This is a genomic window from Flavobacterium keumense, from assembly GCF_029866485.1.
GTDB classification, from domain to species: Bacteria; Bacteroidota; Bacteroidia; order Flavobacteriales; family Flavobacteriaceae; genus Flavobacterium; species Flavobacterium keumense.
On sequence record NZ_CP092332.1, the window covers coordinates 2,214,173 to 2,233,964 of the forward strand.

The window sequence follows — 19,792 nt, forward strand, 5'->3', positions numbered from 1 at the left end:
CTATATATTCTTATATTTACATATAAAACCGATTATTTACTTTATTTTTTTACTTAAATACTAAAGCTATTAAAAAATAGTTACACCTTTAGAATCATAAAATAATAAAGAGTAAGACCCTAATTATTTCAATAATTAGAATTTACTATCAGCTAAGTAAGTAAAAATTACATTGTGAATATATATAAATTTCTTTCTAAATCAATCAATTAAAACTTATATTGTAATAAAATTTCATTAGTATTCTTAGCTCTAGCCAATGTGGGTAATGTACTCATTTCATAAGCATAACCAAATACAAATCTATCGTTTACAGTAAACGTGGTTAGTAAAGCATACCTATTGTCTGTACCATAATTAGCTCCAAACTCAAAGAGACCAGAGTAATTAACCATAGTTGTAAAATCCAAAACTGAAGAGCTTTTGGGGATATAATCCCAATTTAATGAGGGTTTAATAATTATATCATCTGTAATAAAAAAATCATGCCCAAACCCAAGATACATTTTAGGCATTTCATCTATTATAAAAACAATTCCTTCTTTGTCTTTGAGTCGTGTAGTGTTTAAAATTCTTGGAATTGCTATTGACGCATACCACATATCCTCCTTAAGTAAAAACCCAACACCAATATTGGGTATTATAGAATTAATTGATTGTAAAGCAGGGTCTACATTCAAATCGTGAGTTTTTATTCCCATTAAATTTACATTATAATAATCAGCCCCAGCTTTGATACCAAAATATAATGTTTTATATCTTGACAAGTATAATTTATAGGATACATCTATCGCTGCAAACCCATAATTTTCAATATAGGTTTTATTATGCTCTATTGCTGCTCCAATAGCTAAATTATTATTTAATGGAGTGCTGAATGAAATGTTTTGTAACTCTGGAGCATCCGGTACACCAGTCCATTGTCGTCTTAATGAACTTGTCAGAACTGACTGTTCATCAACTCCAACATAAGCAGGATTGATTATATTAAGATGGTACTTATAGCGAGTAAATATGTTTTGCTCTTGAGCAAAATTTACCTCGCTCATAGAAAGTATCAACGCTAAAATTAGTATCGTTTTTTTCATTTAATTTAATTAATTAATTTGCTATGTAAATCCAACCCTGTGCATCTACAACAGCATCTCCATTTAAATCAATTTGAAAATAATATGAACCTGATTTTAATTGAGGTTGCCAATTATTTTGATAATTTTTTGCCTCAAAAATCTTGTTCCCTTTACTATCAAAAACATATACTCTAGAATTAGGATAATTTTCTATAGTATCAATAACCCAATAATCATTAACACCGTCACCGTTTGGTGTAAATGCCTGAGATAAGTTCAATTCAGTTGTATCACAGACATCGCCAATTCCATTTGCATTGCTATCCTTTTGATTTGAATTTGAAATGAATGGACAATTATCATCTGTATCATTAATACCATCTCTATCTGTGTCTTCTAATTGAGATTCAACTTTAATATTAATAATAGATATTGTACTTCCTCCTGAGTTACTAGCTTTTATTGTATAATTAAATGCTGTTGCACTCATTAATGGAATTCCTGTTATCTCTCCTGTAGTTGTGTTTAAATTTAAGCCTGCTGGCAATGCTGGTGATACTGCATAACTTGTTGGTATACCTCCTGAGTTAGTTGGTGCTGCGATAGCTGTGATAGCTGTTCCTTTGGTATACGTAAACGGTGAACCAATATAAGTCAAGGCTGATGGAGCGATATCTTTTACAGAAATATTGATTACAGCAAATGTACTTCCTGCTGAATTAGTTGCTGTTATTACAAAAATTGTAGAAACAACAGCTGTTGGTGTACCTGTAATAGCTCCTGTAGTGGTGTTCAAGCTCAAGCCTGCTGGTAATGCTGGTGATACTGAGTAGCTCACTACTGTTCCACCACCATTGGTAGGTGCTGCGATAGCCGTGATAGCCGTGCCTTTGGTATAGGTAAACGGTGAACCGATGTACGTTAAAGTAGTAGGTGCAATGTCATTAACTGTGATGTTAATAGTTGCTGTAGTACTACCTCCTGTATTAGTCGCCGTAATGGTATACGTAGCTGAAGCAGTTACTGCTGTTGGTGTACCTGTAATGGCTCCTGTAGCAGTGTTCAAGCTCAAGCCTGCTGGTAATGCTGGGCTTACGGCATAGCTTGTTGGAGTACCTCCTGAGTTGGTAGGTGCTGCGATAGCCGTGATAGCGGTACCCTTGGTATAGGTAAACGGTGAACCGGTGTAGGCTAAAGTAGTAGGTGCTGCATCATTAACAGTGATGTTAATAGTCGCTGTAGTACTACCTCCTGTATTAGTAGCCGTAATAGTATACGTAGCTGAAGCAGTTACTGCTGTTGGTGTGCCTGTAATGGCTCCTGTAGCAGTGTTCAAGCTCAAGCCTGCTGGTAATGCTGGTGATACTGAGTAGCTTGTTGGAGTACCTCCTGAGTTGGTAGGTGCTGCAATAGCCGTGATAGCGGTACCCTTGGTATAGGTAAACGGTGAACCGGTGTAGGCTAAAGTAGTAGGTGCTGCATCATTAACAGTGATGTTAATAGTCGCTGTAGTACTACCTCCTGTATTAGTAGCCGTAATAGTATACGTAGCTGAAGCAGTTACTGCTGTTGGTGTGCCTGTAATGGCTCCTGTAGCAGTGTTCAAGCTCAAGCCTGCTGGTAATGCTGGTGATACGGCATAGCTTGTTGGAGTACCTCCTGAGTTGGTAGGTGCTGCAATAGCCGTGATAGCGGTACCCTTGGTATAGGTAAACGGTGAACCGGTGTAGGCTAAAGTAGTAGGTGCTGCATCATTAACAGTGATGTTAATAGTCGCTGTAGTACTACCTCCTGTATTAGTAGCCGTAATAGTATACGTAGCTGAAGCAGTTACTGCTGTTGGTGTGCCTGTAATGGCTCCTGTAGCAGTGTTCAAGCTCAAGCCTGCTGGTAATGCTGGTGATACGGCATAGCTTGTTGGAGTACCTCCTGAGTTGGTAGGTGCTGCAATAGCCGTGATAGCGGTACCCTTGGTATAGGTAAACGGTGAACCGGTGTAGGCTAAAGTAGTAGGTGCTGCATCATTAACAGTGATGTTAATAGTCGCTGTAGTACTACCTCCTGTATTAGTAGCCGTAATAGTATACGTAGCTGAAGCAGTTACTGCTGTTGGTGTGCCTGTAATGGCTCCTGTAGCAGTGTTCAAGCTCAAGCCTGCTGGTAATGCTGGCGATACTGAGTAGCTCACTACTGTTCCACCACCATTCGTAGGGGCTGCAATAGCCGTAATAGCCGTGCCCTTGGTATAGGTAAACGGTGAACCGGTGTAGGCTAAAGTAGTAGGTGCTGCATCATTAACAGTGATGTTAATAGTCGCTGTAGTACTACCTCCTGTATTAGTAGCCGTAATAGTATACGTAGCTGAAGCAGTTACTGCTGTTGGTGTGCCTGTAATGGCTCCTGTAGCAGTGTTCAAGCTCAAGCCTGCTGGTAATGCTGGCGATACTGCATAGCTAACTACTGTTCCACCACCATTCGTAGGGGCTGCAATAGCCGTAATAGCCGTGCCTTTGGTATAGGTAAACGGTGAACCGGTGTACGTAAGCGCCGATGGGGCGATATCTTTAACAGTGATGTTAATAGTCGCTGTAGTACTACCTCCTGTATTAGTAGCCGTAATAGTATACGTAGCTGAAGCAGTTACTGCTGTTGGTGTTCCTGTAATGGCTCCTGTAGCGGTGTTCAAGCTCAAGCCTGCTGGTAATGCTGGCGATACTGAGTAGCTCACTACTGCTCCACCACCATTCGTAGGGGCTGCAATAGCCGTAATAGCCGTGCCTTTGGTATAGGTAAACGGTGAACCGGTGTACACTAAAGTAGTAGGTGCTGCATCATTAACAGTGATGTTAATAGTCGCTGTAGTACTACCTCCTGTATTAGTAGCCGTAATGGTATACGTAGCTGAAGCAGTTACTGCTGTTGGTGTACCTGTAATGGCTCCTGTAGCAGTGTTCAAGCTCAAGCCTGCTGGTAATGCTGGGCTTACGGCATAGCTTGTTGGAGTACCTCCTGAGTTGGTAGGTGCTGCGATAGCCGTGATAGCCGTGCCTTTGGTATAGGTAAACGGTGAACCGGTGTACGTTAAAGTAGTAGGTGCAATGTCATTAACTGTGATGTTAATAGTTGCTGTAGTACTACCTCCTGTATTAGTAGCCGTAATGGTATACGTAGCTGAAGCAGTTACTGCAGTTGGTGTGCCTGTAATGGCTCCTGTAGCAGTGTTCAAGCTCAAGCCGGTTGGTAATGCTGGTGATACTGAGTAGCTCACTACTGTTCCACCACCATTGGTTGGTGCTGCGATAGCCGTGATAGCGGTACCCTTGGTATAGGTAAACGGTGAACCAGTGTAGGCTAAAGTAGTAGGTGCTGCATCATTCACAGTGATGTTAATAGTTGCTGTAGTACTACCTCCTGTATTAGTAGCCGTAATAGTATACGTAGCTGAAGCAGTTACTGCCGTTGGTGTGCCTGTAATGGCTCCTGTAGCAGTGTTCAAGCTCAAGCCTGCTGGTAATGCTGGTGATACGGCATAGCTTGTTGGAGTACCTCCTGAGTTAGTTGGTGCTGCGATAGCCGTGATAGCCGTGCCTTTGGTATAAGCAGATGGTGATACATAGCGGATAACTGGCACTGCATCATTTACCGCAACACTTAATGTAGTTGTAAAGCTACCTAATCCATTAGTTGCCGTAATCGTGTAAGAAGCTGAAGCTGTTATCGCCGTTGGTGTGCCTGTAATGGCTCCCGTAGCGGTATTCAAGCTCAAGCCTGCTGGTAATGCAGGTGATACAGAGTAACTTACTACCTGTCCTCCTGTACTTACTGGATTTAAAGCAGAAATAGCGGTACCGACTGTGTAGGCACTAGGTGATGTATAACTTACATTTGGTGTAACAGAATAATATGACCCTTGATTTGACTCTAACAAAGTTCTACTAACCGTGCTTGGGAATGCTATAAATTCAGAAATAGTTCCATTCAATGGAAATGTTCCTCCTGGTGCGTTAAATAATGTAATATTGTTACTAGAACCTGTGGCTGTGCTAGCAGAAGAACTAGCTATTTGAGTTCCATTTGAATATAGCAAACCTGACGGAAAAACTGCTGAATAGATTCTTAAGTTTGATGTTGCTTCTGATGCTGAAGTAGAAATAACAGTTGCTCCATTAGCCAAAGCTTCAAAATTATCACTAGGATTCAATCTAAAATAAGACAATGGTCCTGCTTGTTGCATAAATGCAGAGTATGTTGAGGAAGCCGTCCCCGAACGACCTATTATACTTACTTGATTCATCGTTACAGGAGAACTAGGCGTTACATCTAATCTTGTGAATGAAGCAACAGATGAAAGTATACTCGGTCTATTATTCACCTTTATTACTGCTCCTAATGCTGCAATTTGAGGTTGACTTGATAAGGTAGTATTGCGAAGATGATTACCGTAACCACTTTGATCATACCAGGTATCAACATAACCACTTCCATTTCCTAAATTTACAAAAGATACTAATGAAGCCTCATCTAAATTATCTCCAACAAAACCAATATCAAGTGTGTTGTTCAAACTATTACGTACTTTAATTGCACTACCAGTATAAGAAGAACTAAGTTTACGTAAAGAATAGGCTAAACTTGCAAATACTTGTGACGTATTTATACCAATTTTGTCAAGCACAAATCCTCTAACTTCAATAGTAATATTAGCCGTAGTGCTACCTAATCCATTAGTTGCCGTAATAATGTAAGAAGCTGAAGCTGTTATCGCCGTTGGTGTGCCTGTAATGGCTCCCGTAGCGGTATTCAAGCTCAAGCCTGCTGGTAATGCAGGTGATACAGAGTAACTTACTACCTGTCCTCCTGTACTTACTGGATTTAAAGCAGAAATAGCGGTACCGACTGTGTAGGCACTAGGTGATGTATAACTTACATTTGGTGTAACAGAATAATATGACCCCTGATTTGACTCTAACAAAGTTCTACTAACCGTGCTTGGGAATGCTATAAATTCAGAAATAGTTCCATTCAATGGAAAAGTTCCACCTGGTGCGTTAAATAATGTAATATTGTTACTAGAACCTGTCGCTGTGCTAGCAGAAGAACTAGCTATTTGTGTTCCATTTGAATATAGTAAACCTGTCGGAAAAACTGCTGAATAGATTCTTAAGTTTGATGTTGCTTCTGATGCTGAAGTAGAAATAACAGTAGCTCCATTAGCTAAAGCTTCAAAATTATCACTAGGATTCAATCTAAAATAGGACAATGGTCCTGCTTGTTGCATGAATGCAGAGTATGTTGAGGAAGCCGTCCCCGAACGACCTACTATACTTACTTGATTCATCGTTACAGGTGATACAGGCGATACATCTAATCTTGTGAAAGAAGCAACAGATGAAAGTATACTCGGTCTATTATTCATCTTTATTACTGCTCCTGATGCTGCAATTTGTGGTTGGCTTGATAAAGTAGTATTGCTTAGATGATTACCATAACCACTTTGATCATACCAGGTATCAACATAACCATTACCATTTCCTAAATTTACAAAAGATACTAATGAAGCCTCATCTAAATTATCTCCAACAAAACCAATATCAAGTGTGTTGTTCAAACTATTACGTACTTTAATTGCACTACCAGTATAAGAAGAACTAAGTTTACGCAAAGAATAGGCTAAACTTGCTTTTACTGGTGATGAGTTTAGCCCAATTTTATCTAATACAATGGCACCAATTTCAATGTTGATATTAGCTGTGGCACTTCCTCCTGTATTAATTGCTGTAATCGTGTAAGATGTTGAAGCTGTTACTGCAGTCGGAGTTCCTGTAATAGCACCTGTAGCTGTATTCAAGCTTAAACCTGCTGGCAAGCTTGGACTTACTGAATAACTTGTAGGTGTACCTCCACCATTGGTAGGGGCTGCAATCGCGGTAATAGCAGTTCCTTTACCAAAAAGGAAGACAGAACCAGAATAAGTCAATGCAGAGGGCGCAATATCATTAACCGTGATGTTTATACTCGATGTTGAACTTCCTAAACTATTAGAAGCAGTTATAGTATAATTTGAGGATGGTGATATTAAAGTTGGAGTACCTGTAATAGCACCAGTTGTTGTATTCAATACTAATCCTGCTGGTAAACTTGGGCTAACGGAGTAACTAATTGCAGTAGCTCCACTGTTTGAAGGTAATAGAGCTGGAATAGTACTACCTTTAGTAAAAGTAGCTGACGAAATATAGTTGATAAAAGGCCATATTAAATAATATAAACCCTGGTCAATTTCTAAAGTGTGTCTAAAATCTGATGATAAAATTTGAGAAAAAACAATAGACTCACTAATAAAACCTTCACTCGCAAAAGTTTGCATGGAACTATTATTATCAAATGCTCCAATAGTAAATCTACTTGATGGGTTAAATATATAATCCGTTTCTCCTACAGTAATTATGGACTGACTACCGTTTAAAAATAATTTTGTTAAATTAGAATTAACCCCAGAAGCCTCTTGTGTTAAGGATACTACATTAAGACTATTTGCTGTAACACTAGAGCTAGAAGTCAGGTTAATAACATTTCTTTTAGAAGCAATTAGGTTTCCACCAAGTCCAATTCTAATGCCAATACCATTTCCTGAGCCTAAATGAGAAACACCTAAGTTACTTGTAGATAAATTATCTATTCCAGCAACATTAACCATACTTGCTGGTAAACCGATTGAAAAATTTAAATTTTGAAGGAAGGTCAAAACTGATAGAGGAAAAAATACAACTGGCTTTCCTGATCTTACAATCAAACTTCCATTATTAATAATTTGAGGTTGATTTAAAGTAGTGGGTTGAATAACGTTTCTACCGTTACCACTTTGATCATACCATATCGCCAAAGTTGCGTTTGTAGAACCTGATAAAATTGAGCTTAATACATTAACGCCATTAACACCAGTAGAGCTAGCATTAATTGTACTATAAGATGCTGAAATTGGTGAAGATAAAGATATAGTTTTAGAAGTAGTAGCATCCGGATAAACATCAAAATAATTAGTACCAATTGTTATTCTTACTAATGGTCCACTATATGAATTACTAAGTTTCCTTAAAGAATAAGCAGCAGCAGAAGGTGCAGCAGAGGTTAAACCTGCTAAATCAAGTGCATTTTGTGAGTAACTAAATACACTTATAAAAATAATAAAAAAAATCTTTTTTCTAATAAAAAACATACACTATTGTGGGATAGCGGGTTAAGGGAAAAATAATTTGCAATAATACTAATAAAAATCAAATAAAATCAAATTTTAATTTATAAATTACATTTGATATAGCTAAAATCGATACCAAATCTATTATTAATTCGGTTTGAATTAATTCTTTACTAATTCTCTAAAAAAATATTTTAGTTTTGATTGAACAATGCAAAGAATAATCTTAAAAATAATCAATAATGTGGAATCGTTATTTTTCAATACAATTTATATTACAGCTACCTAATTTAAATCAACAATAGCCTTAATAATCTTACTCTAATTGAATTTGAAATATAATTTATAATTATTTTGTTTAGATTAAAATTTAGAATTTTACTTTTCTAAAGCATGGAGTGGAAATTATTAAACTCAATATCTTTAATAATTTTAAATATTTAATATGGCTTCAAATAAGCAACCAAGCCTACCTAAAAATTAGTTTAAAACTAATTTTTAGGACAAGTGAAGCATTTAGTATATAAATCAAATCGATACAATACTGAAAGTTCATATACTCCTCCTGTGCTTACTCCTTTTAACGAATTAAAATCATAGGAGTAACCAAATTGTAAATGTTCATAATTTAATCCTCCAAACAAACTATACGAATTAAACGTAGTTTTTCCCCCTGAAGAATCTTGTAGATTTGAATTCGCGCTAATCCCGAAAAAATAATTAGAATAAACTAATGCTCCTCCGAAATCAATTCGTCTAAAATTGCCTTGCTTTATGTAGTTTGAAGTCAATCGTAGTTTTGTTTCATAAGGAAAAGAAATAATATCAACATAATCAGCTATAGTAAATTGATATCCTACATTGACAGAAAAAAACATATCTAATGGAACATTACCATTGGATAGCACTGAAACGTTTGGTTTATTAATGTGCTTTAAAGAAGTCCCGATGAAAAAGTTTTCATTGTTTAAAAGCATTCCCGTAGAAAAATCAAAATAATTGATTTTTTCATTAAAACTTGAAAACTCAGATGAATTTTGATTAATTACACCATTCGAAATATCAATTTGGTCTTCTAAGACAATCCCGTTCGAATTAAATCCTCGTGAACCATATCCAATAGCAATAGAGGGATGAAAAATCCAATCCTCTGTCAGTTGCACCTTATAAGCATAATTCATATCCACTTTGGTGAAATTATAATTCGTGAAATTTTGTCTTTGATTAATTATACTAATACCTATTCCACTATTAATTCTGTCACTCCAAGTATTTATAAATGCAAATTCCGAATCTAATTGCAAATTCAAATTTGGCCATTGTGTTCTATGCAACAACCCCACACTGTTAGATTCTGACAACCCTGTAAAAGCAGGATTCAATGTTTCTGGGAACAAAAAACTTTGGGTAAACAAAGGATCTTGAGCCATTGCCGTACAGGTAGACATAATTAAAAAAAAGAGTGTTATAATAATTCGAATCATTTGCTATCGTGCTAAAATAAATGGACCACTAAACTCTTTTACATCTCCATAAAAAGTTGTAGCAACTACTTTATAATAATAATTACCACTTTCTACAAAACGATTATTGATTTCCCCTGTCCATCCTTGTAATGAAGTTCCTTCTTCAGAATATAACAAACCTCCCCAAGTGTTAAATACTTCCATTTTAATAGTACTCAACCCTTTAAAAACAGGCCTAAAAGTGTCATTTAATTTATTATTGTTGGGCGAGAATGCATTAGGAACAACAACTTCATAGCCTTTATCAACTTTAATGGTTGTAGTGTAGGAATAATTACATCCAAAAGGATAGTCTACTATTTGCGTTATAGTATAACTACCTTCTTTTAAATAGCTATGTGATGGACTTATTTCAGTAGATACGCTACCGTCTCCAAAATCCCAAGCAACAGATTCAAAATCTCCTGAAGAGTTATTTACAAACTCAATTGGGTCTTTGATAGAATATATTCCATAAGTTGACAGTCCTATTGAATTAGTAGTAAAATTAGGATAACCCAAGATTGGAATTTTTACATTTAAACTATAATTAGATTCACATCCTAAACCATCTTGTACTTTTAAAACTACTATTCCATTTTGATTGGTAGTCATAATTTCATTATTCAATCCACTTACTTCACCACTCAACCAATTGTATTTGTAAGGAGCTATACCTCCAGAAGTCTGTGCAACAAATGTTTGTTTAACAAATCGTGTCTCACAATCAAATTCATTATTGGTTTGTACTTTTATAACAATTGGGTCTTGCCTCGTAACACTATAGGATTCTTGCTTCACACATCCCCTACTATCCGTTACAGTTATACTATAATTTCCTGCTGACAAAGCTGATACATCTTCGGTTTTGGCTCCATTAGACCATTGGTATGAAAAAGGTGCAGTACCTCCTGCTACTAACAAATTAATAGAACCGCTATTAGCATTGGTACAATCAAATGCATCAATAGTGTTTGCTGTCAAAACTAATTCTTGTGGGTCTACCAAAAGAAATGTTTTAGTAAGGGTACATTTACTTCCATCTGTAACCGATACTTTATAGATGCCGGGTTTTAAATTATTCCTGTCTTTGCCTGCTAAAGGGCTATCTTCCCAAACTAATTGTATTGGGGCTTGTCCTCCTATAATAGCTACAGTGATACTACCATTATTAGCCCCGTGACAACTTATTTCTTTAACTGCTGTATCTATCCTGAATAACGGAGGTTCAGGAATAGTAATGGTAACATTCTTTATACAGTTTTTACTATCGGTAACACTTACCTGATACTCCCCTGCAGCAAGATTGTCTTGAGAGACCCCTCCTCCCAAATTACTCCAAGAAGTTTGATAAGGAGCTGTTCCTCCTGTAATATTTAATGCAATAGACGCATCATTTGCTCCTGAACATTTTATAGGAGAAGTAACCACATTAACTTTAATCTCTGGATTAACAACTACTGTAACTTTAAAGTCAGCCCCTATACAACCATTTGCATTTGGTGTTACAGTATAAACCGCATTAGCTGTACTTAATCCAGAATTAATTAAATTTTGTTGAAAATTTTCTTGTCCAATTGATTCTGTCTGAGCGCCTGTAATATTAATGCTATTTATTTGAGGATAGGTCCAAGTATACGTTGTACCTGATGGAATGACATTTCCTGAACTCTCTGATGGAATAACCAAAATCTTTTCTCCACTACAACTAAAGGTTTCTATTGAACCAATGATTGGATAAGTACTCACAGTTATTTGAGCGGTATTAGATGTAATTTCATTGCACCCGCTATCTAGAAAAGAAATAACACAATAGTAATACTTCTTACTTAAAACATTAGATGGGGGTATAAAATTCGAATTGGTTGCTCCAGCAATTAGTATTCCTGACACATTAGAATCTATAGTATTAGAATACCACTGGTACTGAGGTGTACCTGCTCCATTACTGTAGCTAACTTTCAAATCTTTAGCAATTGCATCTAAACAAACTCCATCAGAAAGTGGCTGTTCTGAAATTGTTGGGGGCAATACAATTTCAACTTTAGCCGGTTGTGAAATCACTTCACATCCTTTATTAATTTGAGTAATTGTACAATAGTAGTAAGATTCTCCTACTTCTAAAGTTGGGGGTGTGTAACTCTCAAACTCTTCGAAAGGGATCTTTCTTGCACCGGTTATAGTATTAGTCGTATTTTTATACCATTGGTATTGGTAACTCGTTCCAGCCCCTCCACTAACACTAACTTTTAGTTCATGAGCGCTTGTATCTCTACATAAAGTTTGAGCCAGCATGGGCTGATTTGTAACGGATATGTTATCTACAACAATAACTTCAGCTGGATTACTTTTAGCAATGCCACAACCACTGCTACTTAATGAAATAACAGCATAGTAATAGTACTTGCCTACTGTAGTAAAAGCAGGAGGTGTATAACTTAATGATGTGGCAGAAGAAATAAGTGTTCCTCCTGTATTACTACTAACAGTATTGATATACCATTCATATTTAGGGGTACCTGCTCCTCCATTATAATCTACTACCAATGGGTCGATTGTCCCACCCAAACAAACTGTTTGACTTGCCTGAGGGTTCTTTTTTATAGTTACTAAAGCATTTACATAAAAAGTTTTGCTTGATTGACAACCCTTGTTATCAGTGTATATTATGTCTGTATGTCCTACAGCAACGCTGTTTATAAACCCTGAATCAGAAATAGTAGCCACCGAAGTATCTGTAGAAGCCCAAGGCGCAACTAAGGCATTGACCGGATTAGTTTGTAACTGAACAGCTGTGCCTCCTAAACACATTTCTAAATCTCCTGTAATAGTTGTGATAGGATTGACAATAACTTCAACAGGTTTAATTAAGGAACATCCTGTGAGTTTATGAGTAGCTTTTATATAATATGTCCCTGAAACTGAAATTTGGTATGGTTTAACTAAAGAACTTGTTGCATTATTATCTGTCCAATACGTATAGTCCAAATTGGATTCAGAGCCTGTTGTCACTGAAGCATCTAATAAATCGACAACTTTAGGAGCACAAACAGGTGTTGGATTTTTCACTACAAATCTTGGCAAAGGAGCTATAGTTATCTCTCTATTTTCCGCTACTGTAATTCCACATTCATTTGTTATTGACAAAGAAATAGTATGGGTCCCTGGAAGATAACTTACCGTTGGACTTTCATCAGTTGAAGTAGCTGGTGTTCCTCCTGGAAAACTCCAAGCATAGGTTACGTTTCCTGTTGATGCACAATTCTTTATTGTAGCGGTAGGATGAACTACACTAACAGCTCCTTCTTTTTCTTGACAAATAGAAGCTATAGAATTGATTATTACTTCCGCCCTTTTATTTACTTTAACTTCCTGTGATGAAGAAGTAACTGAACCACAAACGTTAATTGCCGAAAGTTGTATAGTGTAAATACCAGAATTTTCAAAATGAAAAGAAGGGTGTATTGATTTATTATCAGTAGAATTTGTATAAGCCCACCCAGGGGTGTCTATACTACAAATTCCGCTTGTATAGGATACTGTCCATAAATAAGAAGGGACAGCTGCTATATTCGTATTTATAGTAGCATTAGTTGCGTTTATAGCTAATGGACTACATCCAACAGTTGTGTCTAAAGAAAAACTAGGAACCAAAGGAGCATCAACGGTAATGGTTGTAGTCGTCTCTGAAACACCACATCGATTACCAACACGCATTTTTATAGTATAAGTCCCTGCAACGGTAAATGTTGGGCAAATGATAGCACTTCCCTTATCCCATAAACCTATCGAATTAGAACCATAATCTTTCCCGAGTATACTACCTGAGGGTAATGTAAATCCAGTTGAGGGTGTTATGACCCAAACAGTTGCAGGGGTTGAGTTACAAGAAGCATTCCCGCTAGCTACTTCAACTGAACCTGTTGACGAATTTTGAATGCACACAGTACTATTTAAACAACTATTTAAAGGTGCAGTAATTGCTGCTTTGGGAGGAGAGGAAACAAAAATAGGCCCCACACTAACCACAGCAGTACCACAAGGGTTAATAGCCTTTACAGTACCCGAAAAAGAATTAGAAATTGAAGACGATCCACTTACATAAGTATAACCACAAGAATTTTTATCAAATTTATGCGTGATTTGAGCAGGCAAGTTAGCTTGCGTATAACGTTCGGCATCAGTACCATCACTAAAACTAACCTCATAGGTTGTTCCGGGAGGATTATTTGTAGTACCAGACAAAGGAAACGACAATGTTTCCCCTACACAAATATCAGCATTTAAAGCTGCAGTAAATCCTACAGCAGGATTACTGCCTAAAAAAACCTTATATGTTTGCGTTGCGGTACATCCAGCGCTATTAGTTACAGTATAAATCAATGTATAATAACCCACATTATAGGTGTGCTTTTTAGAAGTCCAAGAATTTAACGTTTCTGTTGTTCCGTCTCCCCAATCAATTGTGTAAGATGTATTAGTACTTGTAGTTGTGGATGCATTAACAAATTCAAATTCAGAGGCAGAGTTGCCACAAATTTTGAATACTGTATTTCCATCAAACTCAAACTTTCCGGTACCGTTTATCTGAGTGTTTGGATAGGGCGTAGTATTGACAGTTACATTAACAGATTCATTTATTAAAGTAACTATTCCAGTGGCATCTTTATAAGAAATTAAGTTGTAAATAAAAGTACCTGCAGTAGTTGTAGGAACTTCTATTTTGGCAGTATTTTTGTCAGAAGATAGTACCATAGAGTCTCCTCCATTAACGTTATAAACAAAATCACAGGCGGTGGTACTTGTAGAAGCTGTAAAAGTAATTACGGGTTTAGGAGCATTTAAACAAACTGAATTAGTAGATATAGTTATAGGAGATACTGAAGTAGGTAATTGATTTAAATTATATAAAATACGAGGAACATTATATTCAAAAGCATATATTACTTGAGCTATAAATAAAAAAATCAAAATAAAACTTATACTCTTTTTATTCATAGTACAACGAATACTTTAAAGTTTTATCCAAAAATTGATCGTATACAGTTATAAAATTCCATATTTAAGTTAGACTTGCCAGACATATCAACAACAAAAAAAGAATCTATTTTTTTAATTTTTTTTAAGATATTTAGATTCTCTGAACCAACAACAATAGGGCAAGGACAATTAGAATTTTTTAATTTTAAAAGTTCAAGTATGTCTCTGTAATCATAAAGAACTACAAAAAACAAATTAATCCCTGTTATATTTTCATCATCTTTTGAAACAAATGTTGATTTTAAGTGATTAAGTGAAAATTTATTTTTTCTCAGACCATCAAATAGAAATGAATACTTCTCTTTTTTGTCTACTAATAATATTTTGCAACGTGAATTTGACATAATACTAAACTTTAATTTTAAAACGTTAATCCAAAAAATCCTTTATATTTAAGCCACTATTTTTGTATTGAAAAATTCTTCAATTATTAAATTATCGTTTTCCTTTGAACCGATTTTTAAAGTCGAACTTTCTCCATAACACTTTGCTGAAAATTTATTTATTTTCTTATCATAACTAATAATCACGAAACCTGCTGATAAAACATGAACTAATACATCACTATGTAATATGTTTGTATCAAATAAAATTGGAATATTTTCCTTACTTACAACGTATTTCAATACTTTAATCATATCAATTAATTTTAAGAATTAAAAAATCAATGTTTTTTTTCAGATATATAACTCAGTAACTCTTTGTTATTTTTAAGAACAAAAAAATCAACCAAACAATTTAAAGCAAATTGTTTTGTATCATTATTTTTAGAGAATCTTTCAAATACTACATCAGCACTTCTTTTAAACTCCTTTTGCATTTCATCCTCACTAAAAGGATGATGTTTAGAAATATCATAAACATAATTCAAGTAATTATTTATTTGTTCTGTATACAAAGGTGTATTAATCAATTTAGGATTATTTGTATCAATCCCTTCCCAATAATAATCATGTCGTAAAAAATCTCGAACAACTGGTTTTTTTCTTAAATTAGAAAAGTAATAAGGATTATTAGCAACTATCAATCCTGCCCAATTATCAGAATTATTTTTAACAAAATTTGAAAAAATTTTATAATACTGTCGTCTTTCTTTTTGGTAATACCTTAAAATTTTATTGTCTAATTGAGAAGGGAATAGTGCAAAAAAATCAAATAAATTATTCAATCTCGCAACTCTAATTTGTGTCTGATTAAGATATTCATACCATTTTATATTAATAACTGACTCTTTAAAAATTGGCAAGGGTTGATAAAAAAAATTGCCTTTTTTAAGTTCAACACATATAGTTTTTTCATTATTATCTATTATAAAATCCGTCTTAATTGATTTTTCATTTATATACTGAAGATAATATATACCTGGCTCAATTTTTTCTGAAAGCGAAAAAGAAAAACTTTTACCTGATATGTTTTTTTCAACAATTGGCACTTTTTTATTATATGCAAATAAGCTAACCTTAGAAACATTAAAATCCCCTTGAAAGCTCCCTTTAATTATTATACTATCCTGCTTTACTTTACCAAAGGAAAATAGAGAAAATAAAATACCAAATAAAAACAATAGAATAGATTTCATTTTAAATAAAGTTAAATACCATGTTTAATAAGATGTTTTATTATTAAAAAAAACGGGCAAAACCTGCCCGTTTTTAATTTATTACCTTAAAATTTAAAAACATATCCCTTGTTATGTCTTCGAGGTAAATAATTAAAGTAACAAACTTACTCACTTGTAATTCAAACAAAAATTACGCGCACCCCACATGCTAGCAAGTAAAATAATCTCAAATCTTAAAAGTTGAAAAATATTTGAATACAAAATTACATTAGTAAAAAACAAGAAGCTTGCTTATTAATTAGTTAAAAAGCGTATTATTTACTTTATTTTATTTTAACGAAAACAATTCAATCTAATAATAATCTAATAACAAAAAAAAATGACCCGAAAAGGGCCTTCTTTTAAAATTAATTATTCTAGAAAAATTAAGTAATCCTAAACTTTTTAGAGAAAATTTTTCTATATTGATCTGGTGTGTAGTTTGTTTCTCTTTTAAAAATTTTAGAAAAATTACTATAACTTAAAAACCCTAAGTCAACTGAAATATCAACTAAAGAATAAACATCATCTACTATTAATTCTTTAGCTTTCTGAATTTTTTTCTTTAGAATATACTGATAAGGAGTAGTCCCTAAATATTTATTAAAAATCCTAATGAAATGTAAATGATTGTATTTAGTCATTGAAGACAATATTTTTACATCAATTTTATGTTCAATATTTTCATTAATATAATTAACTACTTCTTTCAATACGAAAGGAACATATTCAGCCTCTTCATCTTTATTCAGTTCTTTCTGTTTGTTTTTAAAATTGTGCAAAACTACCGACACTGTAGTTCTAATATCACTAGATTTAAATGGTTTAATAATTATACCATCAGGGTTCGTATCTTTTATCCTGTCCAACGTTACGTTGTCAGAAGAAGAAGTAATATATACAAATGGAATTGTGTGTGTTTTCCTGAGATATTCACCTAAATGTATTCCATCCTTATCGTGCTTCAAGTTAATATCTAACAGCACTAAATTTGGATTATATATTTCAATTGCTTCAATAGCCTGTTCTACACTAGTAATATTCATAATCACCTTGTATCCTTCTTTTTCCAGAACCATACTAATATCTTTGGCAATTAACAATTCATCTTCAACAACAATGATCGTAGGTGTCATAATTTCCATTATTATATTTAGTTATTTACTTCTTCAAAATTTATTTTATAAAATGTCCCTGGTCTCTCTAATCTAATAAGATTACCATTTAATTGCATTGCTAAAAGATTAACTAATTCTAAACCAATAGAAATTGAACCGTCAGATTTGTTTCGACTTCCACATCCATTATCTCCAAAAATTAATTCAAATTTATTATTATCCAATTTATTTATTTCCAAATAAATAATTCCATCTTCCTTATCTTTAAATGCATATTTAATTGCATTACAAGACAGCTCACTAATTATAAGACCTAATGAAATTGAGGTTTGAATATTAAATCGGTTTTCGTTTGCAACAATTTCATATTTAATTTTACCAATCTCCGAAAAGCTATCCAATATACAAGAAACCAATTCGTCTGTATATGTCTGAAAATCAACTTTGTCTAAATTTTCAGTCATATACAAATTTTGATGGATTAATGCAATTGACGAAATTCTATTTTGACATTTATCTAAAAACTCAGAAACTGAAACATTTGGAGATTCATTTGCTTGAATATTTAAAATACTTGAAACCAATTGTAAATTATTTTTAACTCTATGGTGTATTTCTTTTAATAAAAGTTCTTTCTCTCTCAATGATTTATTCAACAACTCGTTACTATTTTCTAGTTTTTCGTTTTTGTATTTTAATATTTGTGACACTTTAATTCTAATTCTATAGATATAATAGACAAAAATCAAAATGACCATTAAAATTATAGATACAATAATTGAATTCCTTAAAAATTCTTTTTGTTTTTTAATTTCTAAATCATTTTTTAATTCTTTAATTTTTAAATTTTGAATTTTAAACTCATTATCTTTTACACTATATAATACTTGCAATTCGTTTAAATTATCTTTTTGATTTAAAATTAATTGTTCAATTTTTTTTTCCTGAAAAATACGTTGGCTCTCAAACGCTTCCTTATATCTATGCAATTTGTATTCTAAGTTTGAAATATCTTCATAAGTTTTCGAATCTACTTCTTTAAATTTTAAATTCTTTCGACATGATTCTAATGCTAACTCATATTGCTTATAAGCAGTCCATATATTAGATTTGATACTATTTATATATTTTAAACTATTCTCAACCTCAGGATCTGTTAAATATTTTGGAATTTCTTTTTCTATACTTCTAATCAATTTTGTTGCTTCAAAATTATTTCCTAATTTTTGATATGCGTCAGCTTTAATCAATTTAATTTCAATTAATATTATTAAAGTAAAATCAGTTTTTTCAATTAAATTTATTGCTGTATTAGAAAAACGAATTGCTTCAACGTACTTATTAATTCTAATTAAGTTTTTCGCCATGTAAAAATTAAAAACAATTTGATATTCTGGAGCGCTTTTTAATTCGTCTGGCAATTCATCAATTTCTTTAACATATTTTATTGATTCAGAATAATTTTCTAAATAAAAATATACATCTCCAATAAAAAGGTTGCACTGTGCTATTCCATGAAAATTCTTAGTTTTTTGAAAACCATTTAATGCAATTTTTGCATACATTATCGCTCTTTTGTAATTTTTAGTTTCAAAATAATACTCAGCAATAAAAAAATATAAGTCTCCTAATCCAGATAAATTAGAAAATGATTTAAATAATTTCACTTTGTTTTGAGCTAACTGAAAAGCTTCATAACCTCGACCATCATTTTTTAGAAACATACATAGTCTTGAAATTGAATTTAAATAATCATCAAATTTTTTATCCTCATAAAACTCTTTACAGGCCTTTTTTGAATATGCTATAGCTAATTTATAATCTGATTTTGAATATTTTATAAACGCAGTATTATAATAAAAATCCCCCATTGCAGACTTTAAATTATATTTCTTAGCATTATTGTAAATAATGGTATTGTATCTAATAGCCTTTGTTTCATCCTTATATAAATTATCATTAAATAGTTGCAAATACAATTTATGTTTCCCCTGGACTTATTTTCCCAGCCCTTAGTTGAGTAATCAAACTATCAATATTTATTTTTTGTGAATATATTTGAAAGCAAGTAAAAAAAAAGAATATATATATAATTCTCATGGGGTGATTTTTATTCATAATTTTAGAAGCTAGTAGATATTAAAATTGGTTAAACTAAAAAAGGCTTTTTTTTAATGTTCATTAAATAAATTCAATCATAATATAAAAAAGCAATATTTAACTTAAAAAACATCTTATTAACACAAATTAAATATATTTAACTATTA

At 33.3% G+C, this 19,792-nt stretch carries 9 protein-coding genes; all 9 read right to left on the reverse strand.

The window, feature by feature from the left end:
- Nucleotides 1-209 precede the first annotated feature (209 nt).
- Nucleotides 210-1,088, reverse strand: coding sequence for a PorP/SprF family type IX secretion system membrane protein (locus tag MG292_RS09910; RefSeq protein ID WP_264532890.1), 879 nt, complete (start codon nt 1,086-1,088; stop codon nt 210-212).
- Between the two features lie 13 nt (nt 1,089-1,101).
- On the reverse strand, nt 1,102-8,283 hold the full coding sequence (locus MG292_RS09915) for a putative Ig domain-containing protein (RefSeq protein ID WP_264532889.1): 7,182 nt from the start codon (nt 8,281-8,283) through the stop codon (nt 1,102-1,104).
- A gap of 470 nt (nt 8,284-8,753) precedes the next feature.
- Nucleotides 8,754-9,746 (reverse strand): PorP/SprF family type IX secretion system membrane protein, encoded by a 993-nt coding sequence (locus tag MG292_RS09920; protein WP_264532888.1) that lies wholly within the window; start codon nt 9,744-9,746, stop codon nt 8,754-8,756.
- 3 nt (nt 9,747-9,749) lie between these two features.
- A complete protein-coding gene (locus MG292_RS09925) occupies nt 9,750-14,765 on the reverse strand; it encodes a PKD domain-containing protein (protein WP_264532887.1) in 5,016 nt (1,671 codons plus the stop codon).
- A gap of 23 nt (nt 14,766-14,788) precedes the next feature.
- Nucleotides 14,789-15,151, reverse strand: coding sequence for a hypothetical protein (locus MG292_RS09930; protein ID WP_264532886.1), 363 nt, complete (start codon nt 15,149-15,151; stop codon nt 14,789-14,791).
- 48 nt (nt 15,152-15,199) lie between these two features.
- Nucleotides 15,200-15,445 carry a hypothetical protein gene (locus MG292_RS09935; protein ID WP_264532885.1) on the reverse strand — a complete coding sequence of 82 codons (246 nt, stop codon included), beginning with the start codon at nt 15,443-15,445 and terminating at the stop codon, nt 15,200-15,202.
- Nucleotides 15,446-15,471: 26 nt separating this feature from the next.
- A complete protein-coding gene (locus tag MG292_RS09940) occupies nt 15,472-16,386 on the reverse strand; it encodes a hypothetical protein (RefSeq protein WP_264532884.1) in 915 nt (304 codons plus the stop codon).
- A 407-nt stretch (nt 16,387-16,793) separates the two neighbouring features.
- Nucleotides 16,794-17,543, reverse strand: a complete 750-nt coding sequence (locus tag MG292_RS09945; RefSeq protein ID WP_264532883.1) for a response regulator transcription factor — start codon at nt 17,541-17,543, stop codon at nt 16,794-16,796.
- A gap of 17 nt (nt 17,544-17,560) precedes the next feature.
- Nucleotides 17,561-19,498: a tetratricopeptide repeat-containing sensor histidine kinase gene (locus MG292_RS09950; RefSeq protein WP_280157850.1), complete on the reverse strand. Its 1,938-nt coding sequence runs from the start codon at nt 19,496-19,498 to the stop codon at nt 17,561-17,563.
- Nucleotides 19,499-19,792: the final 294 nt, after the last annotated feature.